Below are 22,035 nucleotides of genomic sequence, written 5' to 3' on the forward strand. Positions count from 1 at the left end.
TAATTAAAACCATACCAGAAGTTCCTGTGATAATTACATTCCTAACTTTATTTCCAGTCATTTTTTAAATAAACCAAAGCATCTTCCAAAGCTTTTCTTGAAGACTTTGGGTTATAACCTAATTCTTTTCTAGATTTACTAATATCATAATCTTGTTTTAAGCCATAAAACATATCTACGTAATGTCTCATTAGTAAAGGTTCTTTTCCTGTCAACTTACTGCTAAATTCCATTAATCCAGCAACAGAATACAGTAGACATTTTGGTACTTTTTTAGGTGTTTTTAGTTTTAGTTCAGGGTATAATTCTGATGCTATTTTTACGGTTTCTTGCATCGTAGTGTGATGTTCGTTGGATAAAATATAACGTTCTCTATTTCTACCCTTTAGCATTGCTTGATAAGCACCAAAAGCAACGTCTTTTACATCCACCCAATTTAATGTCATGTTTGTATCCACAGGAATCTCTCCATTTAAAGCTTGGTGTACTAAATTATTACTATAACTTAATTTATGAGCTTCACTTCCTATCATAGCAGAAGGCAAAATTACAACGGTTCTGATTCCGTATTTTTCACTCAATTCTAATGCTAATTTATCTGAATCATTTTTAGAGTTGTAATACCAGTTTCTTCTGTCTTTGTTATATCCATTGTCCACATTTGCTGGTAATTTTGTAAAATCCAAGCTAGCTACTGAACTTACATAAACAATGTTTTTAACACCACATTCTTTTGCCATTTCAAACACATTTTGTGTTCCTTGCATGTTGTTATTATAAATTTCCTCTTTTGGATTCTTAGCCCACATACTAAAGTTAGCAGCTACTGCGTATAAGTTGGTAACTCCTTGAAATGCTTTTTTAAGTGATGTTCTATCCATAAGATCTGCCTGTACCACTTCACAGTCTAATCCATTAAAAGGGTCAGTGTTATTTATGTTTCTTACAGTAGTTCTTACTTTTTGGTTTTCGGAAAGTAAAAGTCTAATTAGGTTGTTTCCTAAATGTCCATTTCCACCAGTTACTAATGAAATTTCTTCGCTCATAATTCTTGAATTTTGTTTAAACAAATTTCAATACCTCTCATGAGATTAAAAATAACATTTGTTAGAAAGTGATTTGTTTTCTAATACGGCTTAAAGATTGAGGTTCCATTCCTAGAAAAGAAGCGATATTATCAATAGATACATTCAAAGCTAATTTAGGAAACTGATTTACAAATTTTAGATAACGTTCTTTACCAGTTAAGGTTTGAAAATCTTTAACACGTTCTAATTTGCAACTTAAATGTTCGTTGGTTACTTCTTTGACAAAGATTGCCCAAGAATTTGTTTCCTTTTGTAAAATATCAAAATCAGGTTTCGATATTTTTAAAACTCTGGACTCGGTAATAGTTTCATAATAATCTAATGACGGTGTTTCTGTCATAAAACTATCTAAAGAGGTGAAAAAATCTTGTTCTGCTACAAGATGCTGCACAACTAGCTTTCCGTCAATATTTTGATATCCTTTTACAATTCCGGTGTCTAAGAAATAGATATACCGTTCCACTTTTCCTGCCTCTAATAGATTAGTTTTAGCTGAGACTTCTTCTGAAACAAAATATTTTTTGATTAGATCAATATCTTTTTGAGTTAAAAGAACTCTCGATTGTATGTAATTAATTAGATTTTCCATTTTGTTTTGTAATGGTATTTAACGGCAATAGCACAAGGTGAGTGAGTCGTTTTAGCCGGTGCATGTAGACTCTTTAGGTAATATTCTTTAAAGAAGTAAAGTTACAGAAATTAACATATATATAAGTAGCGCTATAATTTCAAATTTATCGATACTAGAAAATTAAAAAAGGCTCTAGAATTAATGAATCGATTCTTTGAGCCTAGGATATGAGTGTATACAATTAAAGAGAGGTTGTGTTGTTTTTAACTACGTTATTTATTGTAGTTAGTTACTCTCCTTCAAAGAAGTCATTGTCAAGTTCTTTAACCTCGTAAGTTATTTTTACTTGAACCCCAACATTATACTGATGCATTAAATTAACTAGTTTTGAACCATCGATTAATATTATTGAATGATGAGCTTCTCTTGCTTTCTTTATTGCAGCCTCATCAAAAGTCGAAGTCGTTATAAATACTCCTTTTGTGGTATCGCCACTCATTGCTCCAATAAAATTTCTTATATCTTTTTCTCTAACTTTATTTTCTGTATACCTTTTAGCTTGAGTATATATTTTTTCAAGACCAAGTTTGTCCTCATTTATAATTCCATCAATTCCTCCATCTCCTGATTTTGAGGTTTCAATAAAATCTCCGTATCCCATTTTTTTTAATAGTATTAAAATTACCTTTTCAAAAAAATATGGGTCAATTTCTTTTAATTTATCTAGTAACTCCGTTTTTACTTCAGTTTCTATGGTAGAAAATCCGTTGTCAATTAAGTCTTGTGGAGATGAGTTGTCAACATCGATTGTTTCCATTTTTATCTCATCCTTTTTACTTTGTACCGCAGAACGATGGCTAATAAAATCTGGATCATTTTGAAGGTCTGATAATAAAAGTTTTCCGCTAATTAGGGTTTGTTTCCCTTTATCTGCTAATTGAACTAAACCTCTCTTTGGGTAAGAAACAAATTTACCCATTTTCAGATAAGATTTCCCCCAAAGTATTCTATCAATCAATACATTTGCTCCCGAACTTGTCTTTTTATCTAAAAGTTCTTTTGGAAGTTCTGAATAGTAATTATCTCTAACTTTTCTGGCTAATTCTCTGCTGCTTATGACTTTAACAGTATTCAGTATTTCCAGAATTGGCATAAAAGTTTCATGATATTTTGGTAATTCCATTTAGTTTGAATATTTAGTATCTATTAAACGAGCTTCTTCCTCCAAAATGAATAATAAATATTTTTCTAATGATTTATTCCTTTTAGATTTGATGGTTTGATAAAACGAAGATCGAATAAATTTTCCTTGATTCATTTTTAACTCTTCTTTTGTGTTTAAGTCATTCCACATTTCACGCCAATAGTGTTTTATTTCATTTGGGACTCCATCTGATAAGGAGGCCATGTAAGCAGATTCAAATTGGTGTTCACATTCGATAAACCTACTTCTGGCGTCACCAGTTTCAATAAAAATTTTATTAAATAAACTGTATAGTTTACTACTATAATAAAGAGATTCTTTCAAAGTTTTTTCAAATTAGATACACACGTTTGGCTATGGTTTTATTTGCGACTAAATCCGTGAAGATTTTCAGGAGTAAGTGAGTACAAGTAATCATTCATAGCAATTCTTATGCGTTTGTTTTTTTATTCGGTTCATAATTTCAAAACCCAAATACTCCTTTAGTTTCGGAAATTGATATCTATAATACGCATTCCAATAGCTTATCATTCTACTCTCTGTCTGTTGCCAATATCTAGGGTTTTCATCTCTAAATTGAGCGTAATAATCCAAAGTGTTCTCGTTTATTTTTTTGTCAATAATAGGAAGCAATTCATAGACGTATTCACCAACTAACTGAATTATAAATGGAACAGTCCAGTTTTCTGAACTAGCGGATATTAAATTCAGTCGTTTTTCTCTCAAATACCCATTGTGATGACGCAAATAAATACAATTTAAAATGTCTTTTTGTTTATCGGTCAAAGACTTTTCCAATTCTGGATTTGGTTCGTTAAAGTATAGTCTATAAGGAATTATTAGGTTTTCGTTATTAAACTTAATATTCAATTCCGATTCGTGAATCAGATTGTCAACTTTGTGAGTTTGTCCATCACGTAATCTAACTTGATTATTATCGAATGGTAATATTTTGAAAACTTCATTCAAGTCTGAATACAATTCTTTTGGAAAAGATTTTTTTAATCTTTCCTGATACTTAGACTTAATATTTCGCTTAAATATTTTTAGCATTTTGTTTTTCTCAAATAACACGCAATTAGTTACATCAGTACGAATATAAAACAAATAAGGCCAAAAAAAACGGATAAGCCCTTACTTAAAAGCGACTTATCCGTTTCTCAAAAAGCTTAAAATATTACTTGCGACCCAACCACTCACGAGCATTTACAAATGCTTCTAGCCATGGTGTTACTTCGTCGTTCTTGCGGTCAGTAGGGTAGTGTGCCCAGTTCCATGAGAATGTAGATCGCTCTAGGTGTGGCATCATGACTAGGTGACGTCCATCTTCACTATTCAACATCGCTGCGTTATAGTCAGATCCATTAGGGTTTGCTGGATAACCTTCATAAGCATAGGTTGCAGGGATTTGGTAATCGCTGCGGTCTTTAGGTAACTGGAATTTACCTTCTCCGTGTGCTGCCCATATTCCTAGTTTGCTACCTTCTAGAGATTGTAGCATAATAGAATTGTTTTTGGCAATCTCTACACTTGTAAAGTTACACTCAAACTTACCAGAATCATTATGTAACATCTTAGGCTTTACATCATGATTTGGGTTTATTAACCCTAATTCTACAAATAGCTGGCAACCGTTACAAACACCTATACTCATAGTATCTGGTCTTGCAAAGAAGTTCTTTAAAGCCGTATTTGCTTTTTCATTATATAAGAATGCTCCAGCCCAACCTTTGGCACTTCCTAGTACATCACTGTTAGAGAATCCACCTACTGCGGCTATAAATTGAACATCTTCTAGCGTTTCACGACCAGCGATAAGATCTGTCATGTGTACATCTACAACTTCAAATCCTGCGAGGTACATGGCACGTGCCATTTCTCTTTCAGAATTACTTCCTTTTTCACGTATTACAGCAGCTTTTACTCGTTTTTGAGGTAATTCTGGTAATTTACCTGTGAAATGTGTAGGGAATTTAAATTCTAACGGCTGGTTTTTATAGTTTGCAAAACGCTCGTCTGCTTTACCATTAAAAGATTGTTTTCTATCTAATAAGTGAGAAGTTTGATACCACTCATCTCTCAATGCATTGATATCTAGTTCTAAGTCATTAATCGTTAAAAATGGTTGATCTGAAGCTTCACCTAGGTGATAGTATTCAACATCTGCGGCTAGTAAGGCGCTTTCTACAGAGGTGTCTGTTACTTGTAAAATCACACCTGCATTTTCTGCAAATAATACTTTTACAAGATCTTCATTTACGTTTTCTAGATCAATGTCCATTCCCACATTTTGAGAAGGGAAACACATTTCTAATAAACTAGTAATAAGTCCACCACTAGCAATATCATGTCCTGCAAGTACTTTTCCTTCTTTTATTAGATTTTGGATGGTTGTCCACGCTTTCGCGAAAGCGAAACTATCAACAATATCTGGACACTCTGTACCTATTTTATTTTGAGTTTGAGCAAAGCTAGAACCACCTAATTTATGGTCGTCCCCACTCAAATTAATGTAATAAATAGGCGCTGAGGTGTTGCGCTGTAAAACAGGCTCTACTATATTACTGATGTTATCGCAAGAACCTACAGTACTTATAATCACCGTTCCAGGTGCAAGAACATCCATATCTGGATATTTTTGTTTCATAGAAAGACTGTCTTTACCTGTAGGAATATTGATGCCTAGGTCTATGGCAAATTTACTTACCGCTTCTACAGCAGCGTATAAACGAGCGTCTTCTCCAGGATTATTGCAAGGCCACATCCAGTTGGCACTTAAACTAACACCTTTAAGCCCTTTTTCTAAAGGAGCAAAAACGAGGTTAGTTAGCGACTCTGCAATAGCGTTGCGAGAACCGGCCTCTGCATCTATTAATGCAGCAACAGGAGCATGACCGATAGTGGTTGCTACTCCATTTTTACCGTTATAATCCATGGCCATCACACCTACGTTATTTAACGGTAGTTGCAACTCTCCACAGGTCTGTTGTTTTGCAACGCGACCAGTAACGCATCGATCTACTTTATTTGTTAACCAGTCTTTACAGGCTACGGCTTCTAGCTGTAATACTTGAGAAATGTATGTTTTAATATCACTTGCGTTATAAGTAACGGCGGCATACTTGCGTTCTATGGTTTTATCGTCCATGATAGTTTTAGGACTAGAACCGAACATGTCTTCTAGAGCAAGATCCATAGGACTGCGTCCATCTTTCTCGCTGAAGGTGAATTTATTATCGCCAGTTACTTTACCAACTTTATATAATGGTGAGCGCTCACGAGCTGCTATTTCTTCTAGGATAGGAGTATCTTTTGCATCCATAACTAGTCCCATACGTTCTTGTGACTCGTTACCTATCAACTCTTTACGAGATAGAGTAGGGTCTCCAGAAGGAAGTTTATCGGTATCGATAATACCACCAGTTTCTTCTACCAGTTCTGACAGGCAGTTTAAGTGTCCACCTGCACCATGATCATGAATAGATTTTATTGGGTTGTGCTCACTTTCTACTAGTCCACGTATGGCATTTGCAGCACGTTTTTGCATTTCTGGATTAGAACGTTGCACGGCATTTAATTCTAGACCAGAGTCTAGTGCGCCAGTGTCTGCACTACTTACGGCAGCACCACCCATTCCTATTCTATAATTATCTCCACCCATAACGATGATGTCATCGCCAGCGTCTGGAGTTTTCTTTAAAGCTTGTTCTTTTTTTCCATAACCTATACCACCAGCTTGCATGATCACTTTATCAAAACCTAGATTTTGATCGCCTTCTTGGTGCTCAAATGTCAATACAGATCCTGTGATTAATGGCTGTCCAAATTTATTTCCAAAATCACTCGCACCATTAGATGCTTTGATAAGAATATCCATAGGTGTCTGATACAACCACTTACGTGCGTCAAAACCATTTTCCCATGGGCGTTCTTCATTTAATCTAGAATAACTAGTCATGTAAACAGCTGTACCTGCTAGAGGTAGAGAACCCTGTCCACCTGCAAGTCTATCACGTATTTCTCCACCAGATCCTGTTGCAGCACCATTAAATGGCTCTACGGTAGTAGGGAAGTTGTGAGTTTCTGCCTTAAGAGATATTACAGAATCGAATAAACTCGTCTGATAGACATCTGGCTTGTTTGCTGTTTTAGGGGCAAATTGCTCTGCCTTAGGACCTTCTACAAATGCTACGTTATCAGAATAAGCACTTACTATATCGTTAGGGTTTTGTTTTGAAGTTTCCTTAATTAATTTAAATAAGGAAGTAGGCATCTCCTCACCATCGATAATAAAAGTACCGTTGAATATTTTATGACGACAGTGCTCAGAATTTACTTGTGAGAAACCAAATACCTCACTGTCAGTTAATTTACGATCTAGTTTTTCTGAAAGAGCTATTAGATAATCGATTTCATCGTCGCTTAATGAGAGTCCTTCTTGCATATTATACGCAGCAATGTCATCTATTTCTAGAACACCTTGTGCTTGTACATTTACATCATATTGAGACTGGTCTAGTCCATCAAATTTTTGAAGTAACATTTTATCATAAGAAGAATCTTCTTCACATTTGTGAAATTCTTCAATACGTAAAATACCCTTAATTTCCATGTTTTGGGTAATTTCTACAGCATTTGTAGACCATGGAGTAATGGTAGTCGCACGAGGTCCTGTGAAATGACCAGATAAAGTACTGGCATCTAGTTTAGGAGCATCGGCAAAAAGCCATTGTAATTTAAGATCATCTTCTGCAGAGATCGGTGCTTGGGTTTGAACTGCGTAAACTGACTTGGACGGATTTCCGTAAAAATGGATCATTTGAGCGCTTTTTTGGGCTGCTGCAAAGATACTTTTTTAGTATGATAATTGTAGCTCTTCCGCTTGCGCGAAAACGTATTTATTAACGGACTTATTTACAATTTAATCAACCTTGAATTACTTCATGAAATCCATGGTTTCTTTTTGAACAATTTGATATTTTTCGGTAGATGTTGTCTTTACATATTGAACTTTGCTTTTCAAAAACGAATTTTTATCTTGTACTACCTCTGTTTTCTTCCATGATGTATCGATTATACCGTTTGGCAAAAGTGTAGAGCTGGATTCTATGAAATTTATCTTATCTTTTTTATAGGTAATATTCCATGTGGAACTCAAGTAATCAAACTCTTTGATAAATTCACCTTCACTTTTGATCCAGTTTTCAGTACGATTCTCAATAGATCTGATTTGGTTTTTTCTATTAAAGTTTATTGAGGAGTTAATAATCTCTTTGGATACCCTATAGTTTTTCAATTTAATGAAATCAATAGAACTTGCGTTATTGTATAAAAGTTGCAGTTCTTTTTCTGTTGCGCTATCTTTTTCTGGTAAAGTAATGTGGTAATGCGTGAGTACTTTTTTATTAAGTCTTCCTTTTTTATCATAGTTAAATGTACCATGGTATAGCGTTTTAGAATCATCATAATCAGTGTTAGAACTTCCCATCATGAATTCTTGATTTATAAAAACCCATTTGCTGCTTACACGATTTTGATTATCATATTCTATTTTTATAAAGGTGTAAGGGCTTAAACAATATGTAGGAATACCTTGCTCACCATTATCATTATTAGGATGGTATTCAATCACAGCTTGATAACTGATTATTTCTGTTATATTTTGGTTTTTATCGTAGGAAAACTTGGTAAAAAAACTTTCATCATGAGTGGCGATAATTTTGCCATCTTTGATAAATACCAATTCATCTAGAGCATGCATTCCATAAGGAGTATCATATAACTTTTTGATAGAAGAATCTTTAAATATTACTTCATTTTTTTGAGGTTGATAATTGATAGTATCGCTAACTTTTAAACCGTTAAATACTTTTGGATTGATTAGATCATTAACTTCAGATATGGAGTAAAAAGTCAGTTTCTCTGAATCATTTTTAGAAAATTGTATGGAGTCAGCTGATTCTATCTCTCCATTTTTATAAGTACGATTTTTATAAATGAAGTCGTCAATTAGTTGACTGTCATATGTAAATTCAGGAATTGGAGATTGAAAAATTACGTCTTCACTGTTTTCAGGACCAAATGGATTGTAGGGGTTTTGAGAATTACCAATATAAAAAAATGAAATAGAAAATATAAGAGCAGTTGCAATTCTCATAAGGATGGTTTTTGGTTAGGTTGCGAGATCATTTATCAACTTTGTTTCTTAATTATCTTGAAACAAAACTTAAAATCATCTCAAAAAAATAACGCAACTCAAATCGTGTTATTGTTTTGCATATAGAAAAACGTGGTTACTTGCCCATCTCATAAACATACCCCAATCGCAATTCGGTAAAATCTGCCTGACCATAGTTGGCATTAATATGTGCGCCTATATAGAAATTATGATTTTTAAAATCATTGGTTCCTAATGGATAATAATTGATACCTACACGAGAATTGATAAGATGCCTCATTTTGTATCTGGTATCTAGATCGGCAAATTGCCATCCATCAGGAAATTCTCTTGGTGGATTATCCCAACCTTCATTTATAGAATAATCTATTTTATAAGCTGGTTTATAAAGATTTGCTCCTATAGCTAGTTCTATGCCTACATAGTTTAGTAATAATTCTCCTTTAACATAGACGCCTATGTTGGTTGCATTAGAAAAAGCTTTTCCATCCATATCAAAAAACCGCTGATTTTCTCTAACTAGATATTCATTATCATTAATGTAATCGTAATAATGCTGGTAGAATCTGTAAAAAGCTCCTATTCCTAGTTTCCAGGTTCTGTTATACGTTTTACCGTATTCTGCACCTACTGTATAGACTTCTTTCTTACGATTAAAATAAGGAAGATCACTAAAAACTTGAAGTCCTATACCTTGGTAAACAGATAGATAAGATGTTTTTATACGTGATGAAGTAGTGGGTTCTAGATGTGAGACATCTTCTTTAGGTAGGTAAGTAGCATTTATGGATACTAAGAAGGAATTAAATCCATTATTGGGTAATCTGGTATGACCGTTAGAATGATGCACGACACTTAAACCTGTGCTGTAATTCCATTTTTCAGTTTTAAGTAATTGATAATTAAGTTGAGCTCTAAATGTCCAAGTTACATCAGTACTTATGGCATGATTTAAAGGATTATCTACGGCATCATATTTCTTTGTAAAGTAAGAAGTCCCTAGACCTAAATAGGTTTTTAATCTGTTATTATTAAAGCTCTTAAATTTTATAAAAGGTAAAATGGAGTAGGAGCTACCTAGAATTTCATTATTACCATAATTAGAATAACCTAGACTTATTCCTGTTTCTGGAAACTGTAAATTTTGATGCCACTTAATTTCAGGATTGTCTTTTTGTTGTGAAACATGAAACCAAAGTTGAGATTGTAAAGCGCGATCAGGGAACTCTTTGTTAGATGGCAGGCTTTGACCCAAAGCGATTTCTCCACCATAAGAATATTTTTGTGCCGTAGTTAAAAAGCAAGAGATACAGAAAATTAAAAATGTAAAATGTTGTACCTGGCTCATTAAATTTTTTAAAGTCGCTAAAATACATTTTAATAGAATAGGGTAGGTTGAAATTCCGCTTTCGCGAAAGCGAGATCAAAAGCAATCCATAAAAAAAGCCGCTTATTACAGCGGCTTTAAGATCTTGTTTCTTCAATAAGTATTAATTCACAATTACTATTAAATGTTTTGTAAAGAGACTAAACTAGGGTTAATGTCTAAATCTTCAAGTTGATCGTAATGAACGATAACTTTTTGTAGTTCTTTATTTGTTAGTGGTTTTTCAATAAATCCATAAATCAAATCATTTTCAATTGCTTTAATTTTATCCTTTGACCATGTACTTGTGGTTAAGAAAACAACAATAACGTCACATCTATTTTCCTTAGGAAGTTTTGAATATTCTTTTAAGAATTCAAACCCATCCATTTTGGGCATATTAATATCTAGAAAAATAATGTTAGGTTTTAAAATGTCCTGTCCTTCAAATTTATTTTGTTTTTTTAGAAAATCTAATGCTTCTAAACCATTAAACACTTCAAATACCTCTGCTTTAATATTTGCTTTTTCTATTATTTTTTTATTATAAAAATTAGTAGACGGACTGTCGTCGATTAATAAAATGCAATCGATTTTTCTCATAAAATTATAGCGGCATACATTTTTTAATCATAATTAAATAATCACAATTGTTTATGCTTTTTGATTAAGCAGTCAAAAATAAACGTTTTAAAACATTTTTAATAGTTTAAATGATAGATATTATTATTTAATTTAGAATTTTATAAGTGATATATCAATTATTTAACCGTTGTTATTTACTTTTTTAGGTAATTGAAAAATAAAGTCAGAACCTTTATTGAGTTTTGATTTCACATTAATTATTCCATTATGATTATCTATAATTCTTTTACAGTTAGCTAAACCTATACCAGTACCTTCATATTCTTCTTGACTATGAAGTCTTTTAAATACATCAAATATAATGTCCTGGTATTTATCATCTATCCCGATGCCATTATCACTTATAGTGAACTCATAGTTATCACCAGATGATTTGTGAGAAATATGAATCAATGGTGATTTTTCACCTCTATATTTAAGACCGTTAGCAATTAAATTTTGAAATAATTGTCTTATTTGTGATTTATCGCAAACCACTTCAGGGAGTTTATCAACATTAATTACAGCTTTATTATCATCAATAGCAGTTTTTAAATCTTTTAAAACATCGTGCACAATATCATTGAAGTTTACTTTTTCAAAATTTAATGATTTGTCATCTAGTTGAGAATAAATTAATAGATCATTAGTTAATGTAATCATTCTACTAGAAGCTTGTTCTATAAAATCTAAGTATTGAAAAGCATTTTGATCTAAAATATCACTATACTCTTCTTTGAAGAGGTCGGTAAAACTTGTAATTGTTCTTAATGGTTCTTTAAGATCATGAGAAGCTAAGTAAGCAAATCTTTCTAGCTCGATATTAAGATTTTCCATTTTCTTTTGAGAAACTTTATTGCTATCTATGTTGAGAATAGTTCCTATCATTTTAATCTTACCGTTTACTTCTTTTTGAACTTGGGCATTAATTTTAAACCATTTATCTCCATTATTTTTTGTTTTAAATAAAACTTCTTGTATGAAAGGTTGTTCATTATCAATATGTTCCTGAATTTTTTCTTGAAAATCAGATTGTTGATCAGGTTCAATTAATTGAACAAATGAACTGAAAGAAGGTTCGTACGTTTTTTTTGAAACCCCTATTTCATCATAAATTACATCAGACCACCATAATTTATCCTCTTTAATGTCCATCCATTCCCATAGGCCAGAATTAGTGCTCTCTAGTGCTAGTCTATAACGTTGCTCTCCATCTCTTACTTTTTGTTCCATTCTTTTAAGCTTGGTAGTTATAATTGCTACGCCTATAATGGAATTAACATTACCTTCTTCGTCTCGCTCGTGAACTTTATCTGTGCTTAGAACCCAAATGTTCTGTTTTGTATCCTTGTGAACAATTCTATATTCTATTTGAAGTTCTTCTTCATCTTTAAGAGATTTGATTTTATCATGATGGTCAATTACAGCAGGGAGATCTTCTGGATTAATTATTTCTGAAAGCACATTTGCTCCTAGATTAATAATTTGTTGTTCATTGTATCCAGCATAATTCCATATACTAGAACTGGAATATATATTTTGATTATTTATTACATCATAAATATATAATACTGCTGGGTTTGATTTATTTAGATATGTTAAGAATGTATTTAATTTTTCTTTTTCAAAAATTGCATTTTTTAAATTATGGATATTAATAAAATTAATTACTACACCTTGAATAGTATCTTCTTGATTGCGATAAGGAAAAATCTGTAAATGAAACCAGATTTCTTCTTTGTTTTTAATTTCACATTGAAAAGGCTGCAATGTTTTTATAACCTGTGTGGAATGTTTAATTAAATCTTCTCCTCCTATGGTACCAGAAAAGTCAGTAATAGATCTACCTATATCTTCTTGCTGTAATTTAAAATGCTCTGTTACGGATGGTGTAAATTTTCTAATATGAAATCTTCTGTCTAGAAATATTGTTCCTACATTGATGTTTTGCATCAGGTTTTCAATATCTGCATTAAGTTCAAAAAGTTCTTCATTTTTTGATTGTAACTCGGCATTTACTGTATGTAACTCTTCATTTAAAGATTGTAATTCTTCATTAGTACTTTGTAATTCTTCATTTGAGGCTAGCATTTCTTCGTTAGTAGCTTGCATTTCTTCATTTGAAGTTTCTAATTCTTCAATGGTAGATTGTAAATTTTCACGAGTTTCATTTAAGGCTTCTTTAAGTTCTAATACCTGGTCAATGTTAGAGACTATTTGTTTTTGCTCAATTAAGGTATTATCATTTTTCTTAGGTAAATTTTGTTCTATAATTGTAACCAAGAAACAACGATTTTTAAGAGAAACCATATCAACACTGTTCACAACTAGCTTTATGTTGATCAGTTCTTCATCTTTCAGAAATTTAATGAGTTTTTCTATCTTTTTCTCTGAATTATGGCTTATCAATCTAATTGCAGAGTTTACCGGTATATTCAACTCATCTGGTAACATTTTAAGTAGATTATTAGAATAACCTTCTTCAGGATACTGAATGTATTTTTTAAGTTTTCCTGTAGCATGTAAAATTTCAAAATTATCATCAACACAAACACTAACGGCGTTCATTTCCGCCATAATGAATTTATTAATGGATTTTGATATTTTATCATCTAGTGAATTACCAGATGTTTTATATTGAAAATTATTTTTGTCTTTAGTATTAATTCTCCAGAAATCACTTGTCTTATTCTTAAGAATGAGTCGCTCTGGTTGTATATTTTTATAGATTTTAAATTTAGAACTTGTTTCTTCAAAGTTTCTACTGAGATTCCCTAAGTTTTCTGAACTACCTAAGAATAAATAGCCATTTTGATTTAGTGCATAATGAAGGCTAGATAATACTTCTTGTTGGATATCATTCTCCATATAAATAAGCATATTTCTACAAGAAATAAGATCCATCTTATTAAACGGCGGATTATGAAGAATATCATGTTTTGAAAATATGATGCTTTTCCTAATTTTAGGAATTACATGGTATTTGTTATCTTTTTTTATGAAGTAAGACTTTAAAAAATGTAGGGGTATTTCGGCCTCAATATTTTCTCCATAAATTCCTTTTGTAGCCACCTCTAATCCACGCTGATCTAAATCTGTTGCAAATATTTTAAATGCTACATTTAAATTATTTTCATCAATATAATTTTGTAATAAAATAGCCATAGAATAAGCCTCTTCTCCTGTAGAGCAGGCAACAGTCCATATTTTTAAGGTCTTTTTAGGATTATTATTTTCAAATAGATTTGGTATTATCTTACTTTTTATAATATCAAATGCACCTTGATCTCTAAAAAATTTAGTAACACCTATTAAATATTCATTGGCAAGTAAGAATTTTTCTTCTGGATTATTATGGAGGTAATCAATATAATCTTCAACAGTTTCATTTTTAGTGATGCTTATTCTTTTTGCTGTTCTCCTCAATAAAGTAGGCTTCTTATAGGAAATAAAATCATAGTTAGTATAATTTTTTATAAGTCTTAAAATCCTACCAAGAGATTCAAGATTATTTTGATCTCCTGTTGCTTTAGGATAAGGATAGTGTGGATTTGATACAAATTGGATTAATTCATTAACCATTTCATTAGGCGGTAGAATATAATCAGCAAGTCCTTCCGAGATAGCACTTTTAGGCATACCATCAAAGCTAGAAGATTCTGGACTTTGAACAAATACAGTTCCACCCACTTCTTTAATAGACTTTGCACCTTTAGTCCCGTCAGATCCAGTACCGGAAAGAATAATGGCCAAAGCTCTTTCTTTTTGATCTAATGCAAGTGAGTTGAAAAATATGTCAATTGAAAAATTAATACGGTTAGAAGGCTGTCTATTCGTTAATTTTAGCTGGCCATTTTTTATTTGAATGTTTTGTGACCCAGGCATTAAGTATACGTTATTTGGTAAAACAACGTCACCATCAGAGGCTTCCTTAACATTTAACTCGGTATGCCTAGAAAGTAGTTCTGGCATTAAACTTTTATAATGTGGAGATAAATGCTGCACGATTACAAATGCAAATTTGGTATGATTTGGACAATTATCTAAAAATTGTTCTAAAGCTTTAAGCCCACCTGCTGAGCTACCTATACCTACAATAAAAAAAGAATCCTCTGTTTGACTCATGCAATGAACTAAATTAATGTTTAAAGGAATAACCCCAAAAAATCAAAGTTAAATATTCACAAAAGTAAGTTTAAATATAAACTTAAAAATATCTTTATTGCGTTTAAGTTTACATTTCTAAGTTGAAATACACAGTTGTCATTTTATTTTATGATAGAAAAATTTATTACTAGCGATAAGATTTATATATTCAAACAGCTTTAATTTGATACTGTCTAGGAATTATTGCACCTTTTAATCTGTTATTATTAAAGCTCTTAAATTTTATAAAAGGTAAAATGGAGTAGGAGCTACCTAAAATTTCATTATTACCATAATTAGAATAACCTAGACTTATCCCTGTTTCTGGAAACTGTAATTTTTGATGCCACTTAATTTCAGGATTGTCTTTTTGTTGTGAAACATGAAACCAAAGTTGAGATTGTAAAGCGCGATCAGGGAACTCTTTGTTAGATGGCAGGCTTTGACCCAAAGCGATTTCTCCACCATAAGAATATTTTTGTGCCGTAGTTAAAAAGCAGGAAATACAGAAGATTAAAAATGTAAAACGTTGTACCAGGCTCATTAAATTTATTAAAGTCGCTAAAATACATTTTAATAGAATAGGGTTGGTTGAAATTCCGCTTTCGCGAAAGCGAGATCAAAAACAATCCATAAAAAAAGCCGCTTATTACAGCGGCTTTAAAATCTTGTTTCTTCAATAAGCATTAATTCACAATTACTTTAAAAGACTTAGATTGATCACCGTTTCTTAAGCGAACTATAAATATTCCAGTAGAATTGATTCTAAACTGGTTGTTGTCTATTTGTAGTTTTAACTGTCTTCCAGAAATATCAAAAATAGATATGTTTTCAATAGCTATTCCTGCATCTTTAATATAAAATGTACCGGTAGATGGGTTAGGATATATAGAGATGTTAGATAAAAGTACGTCTTCATTACTAGCTGTAGTAGTCCATATCATATTCACATACTGCGGATTATCTACGTATGGATTTCTATTTCCTTGATATACATAAATATCATTGTTACGGTCTATTTCTTTCTGACTTACAGGATCTGCATTGTGCCATGAAAGTAAAAGATCTACGTACCACTGCTCATAATACTGACCTTGAGAACCATCTCTAGGATCGTTTAATGCTGTGGGGCTGTCCCAAGAACTGTCATTATATTCATTTTCATATCTAGTAGCAAAGTAAAGTAACATTCTTGCGATGTCTCCTTTAAACTCGTCAATAGGTTCAAATACAGTAGTGGAAAAACCAGCAGTTGTATTAGGACCTACCTTACTACCATTACGAGATGTAAAGGTTGGACTGTTCACCTCTCCAAAAGGAAAGCTGCTTCTACGACCATTTACCTGACCATCTGTAGGTATTACATGATGTGCATCAGTACGCATAGGAGTTCTACTATTAAATCTACCTTGTGGGAAAACGTGTTCACGATTATAACAAAAACCTTCATTACTACTTACATTACCACATCTATCGGTAAAAGTAAAGTTATAAGGATCTGTCCCTGTAGGATTTTCAGAATACATATCTACTATGGTAGTAGTCTGGTCAGTTATACCTTCTCCTTGATTAGGATAATAGGTATCGTTATCAGACGTGTCGTATAAATTAAAAAGTGCACTGTAACCTTGATCTGTATGACCATTTTCTATAATGTTGCGCAACTCAGACTTTAATGGATAGCCGGTAAGGCCACTAGCGCTATTGTAATAACCTGCAGGTATTTGTGCAAAACCCACTGCAGATAGTAATAGTAATAATAGGGTAAAGTTTTTCATATATAAAAATTCTGTACGGTAATAGTATAAGGGGATAACTGTCCTCTACAGTAAAATAATTTATTTCTTTTTCATTCTAGCCATAAAGAATCCGTCAAAACCGTCTCTATGTGCATAAAGTGTTTGAGAGTCTTCTAGCTCAAAATCTGCACCAGCTTCTGACTTTAAGAAAGTGTCTACTTGCACCTCATTTTCTGAAGGGAAAATAGAACAAGTCGCATACACCATAGTACCGCCAGATTTTACCACACGGCTATAAGATTGTAAAATCTCTTGCTGTGTCGCTTTAATTTTATCAATAAATTCTGGTTGTAATTTCCATTTTGCATCTGGATTACGTCTTAAAACACCTAGACCGCTACATGGCGCATCGATAAGAAGACCGTCCATTTTACCAGCTAGCTTCTTAATGGTTTTAGTAGATTCTAATAAACGAGTTTCTATGTTGTGCACACCTGCGCGGCGTGTACGTCTTTTAAGTTCATTTAATTTGCTTTGATAAATATCAGTAGCGATAATTTGCCCTTTATTTTCCATCATAGCCGCTAGATGAAGTGTTTTACCACCTGCACCTGCACACGCATCCATGATACGCTCACCTGGTTTAGGATCTAAATAAGATGCTATTAATTGAGAACCAGCATCTTGTACTTCAAATAAACCGTCAGTGAATAATTTTGTACGGAAAACGTTTGCTCGCTCATTAAGAATTAAAGCATCAGGAAAACGCTCGTCAGTAGTAGTCATGACTTCTTCACCTACTAGTTTTTCTTTAAGAGAGGCTACATCAGTTTTAAGAGTGTTTGCTCTCAATACTACAGACGCTTGTTTGTTAAGCGCAGTAATTTCTTGATCCCATAGACTACCTAATTCTTTTACACCCATTTCATCCATCCAGTCAGGAATAGACTCACGCATCTTGCGATTTTTTCTTACTTCGTCCAGTTTACCTCTTATACGTCTTACTGGTGTGTTGTAATACTCATCCCATGCAGGAAGATCATAACCTTTTAAAACTATCCAGACACTGGTTAGTCTCCATAGGTCTTCTTGTTTAAATGGCTCATTTACATTTGCAATAGAAGCGTATAATCTCTTGTATCTTACGATGTCGTAAGTAGTTTCTGCAATGAATCCTCTATCTCTTGAACCCCAACGTGTATCACGCTTTAGGATTTTTTGAATAGCTTGGTCAGCATACTTGCCGTCGTTGAATATATTGTGCAAAGCATCTACAGTAGCTTGCACTAAGTTATGGTGAAATCTCATTTTGCAAAAGTACAGCTATTCCTCAGTAAGTTATAGAATAGGGGCCTGTTTTTTCAATGATTTTTAATTGTGATCTCGCTTTCGCGAAAGCGGAATTTTAAATACCTTATTTATTAATTCTGACTTATTTTTACAACATGAAAAAATTACTATTTATGGCTTTGATTTTATCGATCACAGCCTGTAAAAACGATTCCCAAAAGGAAGAAATTAAAGAAGTTAAAACCTTAACACGCACAGATGTAGAACTGCAGTTAGAAACCGTTTCTAATGATTCTATAAGTGTGAGAGCGCTAGATTATGGAGATGGAGAGTACTGGTTCTCTGGTAGTAATGGGCAGTACGGTAGGATAGATGCTGCTACAAATGTGGTGACAAATTCTAGGGTTACTTTAAATGAAGATGAGAAAATAGAATTTAGATCCATCGCGGTGACACCACAATACACCTATATATTAAGTGCAGGTAACCCTGCATTAATTTATAAAATCACTCAAGCAAATGACGAGGTGAAATTAGTTTACACAGAATTTGAAGAGCGTGTTTTTTATGATAGTATGAAATTCTGGAATGATGAAGAAGGAATAGCCTTTGGTGATGCTACAGAAGACTGTCTGTCGGTTATAAAGACATTTGACGGTGGTGAGACTTGGGCAAAATGTAAATGTACCTACCTACCAGAATTCATTAAAGACGAAGCGGCATTTGCAGCAAGTAATTCAAATATCGCTATTTATGAAGATAATGTATGGCTAGCAACTGGTGGTGCGGCAGCACGTATTTTACACAGTCCGGATAGAGGTTCCACTTGGGAAGAGTATTCTACACCTATGATAGCAGGTAGTGAGATGACAGGTATTTATGCTATAGATTTTATAGATGCACAACATGGTGTTATGATAGGTGGTGACTGGAATAAGAAAGAAGATAATATGTATAACAAAGCAATTACTCGCGATGGTGGTAAAAGCTGGAAACTTATGGATAATGGTAACGGTCCAGGTTATAGTAGTGACATTATTTTTGTTCCAGAAACAGATGGTAAAGAGATTCTTGCAGTAGGTTCTCAAGGAATATGGTGGAGTGGTACAGAAGGAGATTCTTGGAAAAAACTATCTAACGAAGGCTTCTATACCGTTAAGATGATTAATAAGACTCAAGGCTACCTAGCAGGTAATAATGAAATAGCTAGTTTTACTCTTTCAGTACCAGCTATATAGTGTCGAGAGACATAATTAATCGATGAAATACATAATTAGTATTTTTACAAAACACTGTTAATTAATCATTTAACTTTTAATCGGTAAAAAGATCACTTAAAAGTGTTTTTATTTTTTTTAAACCTAGAAGTATGTACTACTTTTAACACGGTTTAAGTAAATAAGCAAGCAGTTATAAAGACAAGTTGTTTATTAAAAATAAAGCGGTGGAGACTGCTTAAAAAAGAGAGGAGGAGTCCTCTCTTTTTTTTTGCGCTAAACTTAAATGATGATTTATTTTCTAATTTATTTTTTGAATAGCCCTCTATAATTTTATAGAACTAATAATCCATTTGCTCTCAAAGTTTCTATTTCTTCTCCATACCAGAAAGGATCAAAGGCATCAAATAAATTTTCATAAGAAGCTTTTACTTGAGAAAACGTTTGTATTTTAAGACTAGGATCCCATAATTCTAGTTGATCTAGTAGCCAGTTTGCGAGGTCTTCTGGCAGTTCTATATTAAAAGATGTCGATTTATCATGAAATATGAGATCTAGATAAGGAACTTCTACACCTTTTTTTACTTTGGTAAAAGAGCCTACTAGAGGAAAAGTACCCAACCACACTATTTTAGAATTGGACTTCATGGCTTTAAAATTTTCTTTATTGAGGCAGTCTTCAATATAAAAAGGAGCGATAGAAGTACTAGGTATTTTAAAGTCAAACCATTCTTCTAAGGATAGATCAAAACCGATACCGTGCATGTAATTAAATAGCGATTTCTTTAAACCATCACTAAATTTACTGTGGTCTATACCGGTAGAATCGGCAAATTGCACATCGTTATTTGCAAACGTGATTTCTTTTAAATGTGGTGTTACTCCATAATCCTGCGTATTCATACCTACGGGACTATGTGCAGTAAGAGCAAACTGATGCCAGAAACCACTTTGAATAATACCTAATTCAAATAACTGTCTAGTCATTTCTAGACTGTCTACAGTTTCTTGAATAGTTTGTGTAGGATAGCCATACATGAGATAGGAGTGAACCATGATTCCAGAAGCAGTAAAATTTCTAGTTACTTGGGCTACTTGTTCTACAGTTACACCTTTGTCAATAAGTTTCAATAATCGATCTGAAGCTACTTCTAGACCTCCAGAAACAGCTATACAACCAGATGCTTTTAATAAATGACACAGATCTTGAGTAAAGTTTTTCTCAAAACGTATGTTGGTCCACCAGGTTACGGTAAGTTTTCTTTTAAGAATTTCTAATGCTACAGAGCGCATTAAAGCTGGTGGTGCAGCCTCATCCACAAAATGAAAGCCACGTTCTCCTGTTTGCTCTATCAATTGCTCCATACGATCTACAAGAACGTTTGCCGCAACCGGTTCATAAAGCGCTATGTAATCTAGTGAGATGTCACAAAACGTGCATTTACCCCAGTAACAACCATGTGCCATCGTCAGTTTATTCCAGCGTCCATCGCTCCATAAACTGTGCATAGGGTTTGCTACTTCTATTACAGATATATATTTATCTAGTAATAAATCACTGTAATCTGGTGTGCCTACCTGTAACTGTTTGTAATCTGCTTGAGTGGCATTATTTTTATAAACTACGGTATCATTTTCAAGAACAAAGGTTCTTTTTAATTCAATTTCTTGACTAGGTTTTGCAGGATGATTTAATACATAATCAGTTACCAATTCTAGAGGTAACTCACCGTCATCGAGACATATAAAATCTACAAATTCAAAAACACGTGCATCTTTTAAAGATCTTAATTCTGTATTAGGAAAACCACCACCCATGGCTATTTTAATATGAGGGAAGTGTTTTTTAATATACTGACAGGATCTTAAACCACTGTATAAATTACCAGGAAATGGTATGGAAACTACGACCAGTTTAGGCTGCGTTTCTTTTAATTGCGCGTCTAAAATAGCAACGGTTATCTTATCTATATATGATAAAGGCTCAAGAAGTGCGTTGTATAGCTGGTCAAAGCTATTGGCACTCATCCCTAAACGCTCTGCATAGCGGCTGAAACCGAAGTTGTCATCTATACATTCTTTTATAAAATCAGAAAGGTCTTCAAGATATAAAGTGGCTAGATGTTTTGCCTTGTCCTGTAATCCCATATTTCCAAATGCCCAGTCTAGATCATCTACCTGATCAAAACGAGATGCTTGTGGTAAGAAATTATCAATACAAATCTGTCTTGCAAACGTATCATTATGTCCTTGTAGAAAAGAAATGATTTCATCAAGTGGTTGTAAATAGTGATCTTTTAAGGCATAAATACGCTGACTGTTCTCACTTAGAATACTGCCTTTACCTATGGCATATTCAAATAATTGCGTCATTCCTTTTTTAGAAAAAAGCTCTAAAATGACCTCTATCCCTAAATCCATTTGATAGGATGCGATCTCCTTAGTATTTAAAAAACCTTTTATATATGCCGTTGCTGGATACGGTGTATTCAGTTGGGTAAAAGGTGGCGTGAATAGAAGTAGATCTTTTTGCATGGATATTTATGGAATGCAAATTTAAGGTTTGTGGTTGTTCCGCTTTCGCGAAAGCGGAATTCTTATTCTAAAACTTA

General features: G+C 33.1%; 15 protein-coding genes. 1 reads left to right on the plus strand and 14 read right to left on the minus strand.

The features are described 5' to 3' along the window. Nucleotides 1-47: 47 nt before the first annotated feature. From ACJJVN_RS00630 to ACJJVN_RS00690, 13 genes are all read right to left on the minus strand, one after another. Nucleotides 48-1,046, minus strand: coding sequence for an NAD-dependent epimerase/dehydratase family protein (locus tag ACJJVN_RS00630; protein ID WP_405376716.1), 999 nt, complete (start codon nt 1,044-1,046; stop codon nt 48-50). Nucleotides 1,047-1,107: 61 nt separating this feature from the next. Further along, nucleotides 1,108-1,677: a Crp/Fnr family transcriptional regulator gene (locus tag ACJJVN_RS00635; RefSeq protein WP_405376718.1), complete on the minus strand. Its 570-nt coding sequence runs from the start codon at nt 1,675-1,677 to the stop codon at nt 1,108-1,110. A gap of 271 nt (nt 1,678-1,948) precedes the next feature. Next, nucleotides 1,949-2,842: a restriction endonuclease gene (locus ACJJVN_RS00640; RefSeq protein WP_405376720.1), complete on the minus strand. Its 894-nt coding sequence runs from the start codon at nt 2,840-2,842 to the stop codon at nt 1,949-1,951. Continuing rightward, nucleotides 2,843-3,187, minus strand: a complete 345-nt coding sequence (locus tag ACJJVN_RS00645; RefSeq protein WP_405368222.1) for a hypothetical protein — start codon at nt 3,185-3,187, stop codon at nt 2,843-2,845. A 90-nt stretch (nt 3,188-3,277) separates the two neighbouring features. Next, nucleotides 3,278-3,916 (minus strand): hypothetical protein, encoded by a 639-nt coding sequence (locus ACJJVN_RS00650; RefSeq protein ID WP_405376722.1) that lies wholly within the window; start codon nt 3,914-3,916, stop codon nt 3,278-3,280. Between the two features lie 124 nt (nt 3,917-4,040). Continuing rightward, nucleotides 4,041-7,682 carry a phosphoribosylformylglycinamidine synthase gene (gene purL / locus ACJJVN_RS00655; RefSeq protein WP_405376723.1) on the minus strand — a complete coding sequence of 1,214 codons (3,642 nt, stop codon included), beginning with the start codon at nt 7,680-7,682 and terminating at the stop codon, nt 4,041-4,043. Nucleotides 7,683-7,799: 117 nt separating this feature from the next. Next, the gene (locus ACJJVN_RS00660) at nt 7,800-9,020 is read right to left on the minus strand and encodes a hypothetical protein (protein WP_405376725.1); all 1,221 of its coding nucleotides are present in this window, start codon (nt 9,018-9,020) and stop codon (nt 7,800-7,802) included. Nucleotides 9,021-9,156: 136 nt separating this feature from the next. After that, on the minus strand, nt 9,157-10,389 hold the full coding sequence (locus ACJJVN_RS00665) for an acyloxyacyl hydrolase (RefSeq protein ID WP_405376727.1): 1,233 nt from the start codon (nt 10,387-10,389) through the stop codon (nt 9,157-9,159). A gap of 159 nt (nt 10,390-10,548) precedes the next feature. Further along, on the minus strand, nt 10,549-11,010 hold the full coding sequence (locus tag ACJJVN_RS00670; protein WP_405368229.1) for a response regulator: 462 nt from the start codon (nt 11,008-11,010) through the stop codon (nt 10,549-10,551). Between the two features lie 162 nt (nt 11,011-11,172). Then, nucleotides 11,173-15,156 (minus strand): chemotaxis protein CheB, encoded by a 3,984-nt coding sequence (locus ACJJVN_RS00675; protein ID WP_405376728.1) that lies wholly within the window; start codon nt 15,154-15,156, stop codon nt 11,173-11,175. Nucleotides 15,157-15,346: 190 nt separating this feature from the next. Continuing rightward, complete coding sequence (locus ACJJVN_RS00680) at nt 15,347-15,721, minus strand: hypothetical protein (protein WP_405376729.1); 375 nt, start codon at nt 15,719-15,721, stop codon at nt 15,347-15,349. A gap of 142 nt (nt 15,722-15,863) precedes the next feature. Further along, nucleotides 15,864-16,955: an endonuclease gene (locus tag ACJJVN_RS00685; protein ID WP_405376731.1), complete on the minus strand. Its 1,092-nt coding sequence runs from the start codon at nt 16,953-16,955 to the stop codon at nt 15,864-15,866. A 60-nt stretch (nt 16,956-17,015) separates the two neighbouring features. After that, nucleotides 17,016-18,224 (minus strand): RsmB/NOP family class I SAM-dependent RNA methyltransferase, encoded by a 1,209-nt coding sequence (locus tag ACJJVN_RS00690; RefSeq protein WP_405376733.1) that lies wholly within the window; start codon nt 18,222-18,224, stop codon nt 17,016-17,018. 137 nt (nt 18,225-18,361) lie between these two features. Between ACJJVN_RS00690 and ACJJVN_RS00695 the strand changes: the two genes are divergently transcribed. Next, on the plus strand, nt 18,362-19,444 hold the full coding sequence (locus ACJJVN_RS00695) for an oxidoreductase (RefSeq protein ID WP_104515938.1): 1,083 nt from the start codon (nt 18,362-18,364) through the stop codon (nt 19,442-19,444). 312 nt (nt 19,445-19,756) lie between these two features. Here ACJJVN_RS00695 and ACJJVN_RS00700 read toward each other — a convergent pair whose 3' ends face one another. Continuing rightward, entirely contained in the window at nt 19,757-21,958 is a 2,202-nt protein-coding gene (locus ACJJVN_RS00700) for a B12-binding domain-containing radical SAM protein (protein ID WP_405376735.1), read from the minus strand. Nucleotides 21,959-22,035: the final 77 nt, after the last annotated feature.

It is taken from the genome of Nonlabens sp. Asnod3-A02, assembly GCF_045063755.1.
GTDB classification, from domain to species: Bacteria; Bacteroidota; Bacteroidia; order Flavobacteriales; family Flavobacteriaceae; genus Nonlabens; species Nonlabens xylanidelens.

Coding starts and splice junctions, on each gene's coding strand:
- ACJJVN_RS00685 (WP_405376731.1), bottom strand. CDS start 16,955: ATGAAAAACTTTACCCTATTATTACTATTACTATCTGCAGTGGGTTTT.
- ACJJVN_RS00650 (WP_405376722.1), bottom strand. CDS start 3,916: ATGCTAAAAATATTTAAGCGAAATATTAAGTCTAAGTATCAGGAAAGA.
- ACJJVN_RS00695 (WP_104515938.1), top strand. CDS start 18,362: ATGAAAAAATTACTATTTATGGCTTTGATTTTATCGATCACAGCCTGT.
- ACJJVN_RS00700 (WP_405376735.1), bottom strand. CDS start 21,958: ATGCAAAAAGATCTACTTCTATTCACGCCACCTTTTACCCAACTGAAT.
- ACJJVN_RS00660 (WP_405376725.1), bottom strand. CDS start 9,020: ATGAGAATTGCAACTGCTCTTATATTTTCTATTTCATTTTTTTATATT.
- ACJJVN_RS00690 (WP_405376733.1), bottom strand. CDS start 18,224: ATGAGATTTCACCATAACTTAGTGCAAGCTACTGTAGATGCTTTGCAC.
- ACJJVN_RS00635 (WP_405376718.1), bottom strand. CDS start 1,677: ATGGAAAATCTAATTAATTACATACAATCGAGAGTTCTTTTAACTCAA.
- ACJJVN_RS00665 (WP_405376727.1), bottom strand. CDS start 10,389: ATGAGCCAGGTACAACATTTTACATTTTTAATTTTCTGTATCTCTTGC.
- ACJJVN_RS00680 (WP_405376729.1), bottom strand. CDS start 15,721: ATGAGCCTGGTACAACGTTTTACATTTTTAATCTTCTGTATTTCCTGC.
- ACJJVN_RS00675 (WP_405376728.1), bottom strand. CDS start 15,156: ATGAGTCAAACAGAGGATTCTTTTTTTATTGTAGGTATAGGTAGCTCA.
- ACJJVN_RS00630 (WP_405376716.1), bottom strand. CDS start 1,046: ATGAGCGAAGAAATTTCATTAGTAACTGGTGGAAATGGACATTTAGGA.
- ACJJVN_RS00670 (WP_405368229.1), bottom strand. CDS start 11,010: ATGAGAAAAATCGATTGCATTTTATTAATCGACGACAGTCCGTCTACT.
- ACJJVN_RS00640 (WP_405376720.1), bottom strand. CDS start 2,842: ATGGAATTACCAAAATATCATGAAACTTTTATGCCAATTCTGGAAATA.
- purL (WP_405376723.1), bottom strand. CDS start 7,682: ATGATCCATTTTTACGGAAATCCGTCCAAGTCAGTTTACGCAGTTCAA.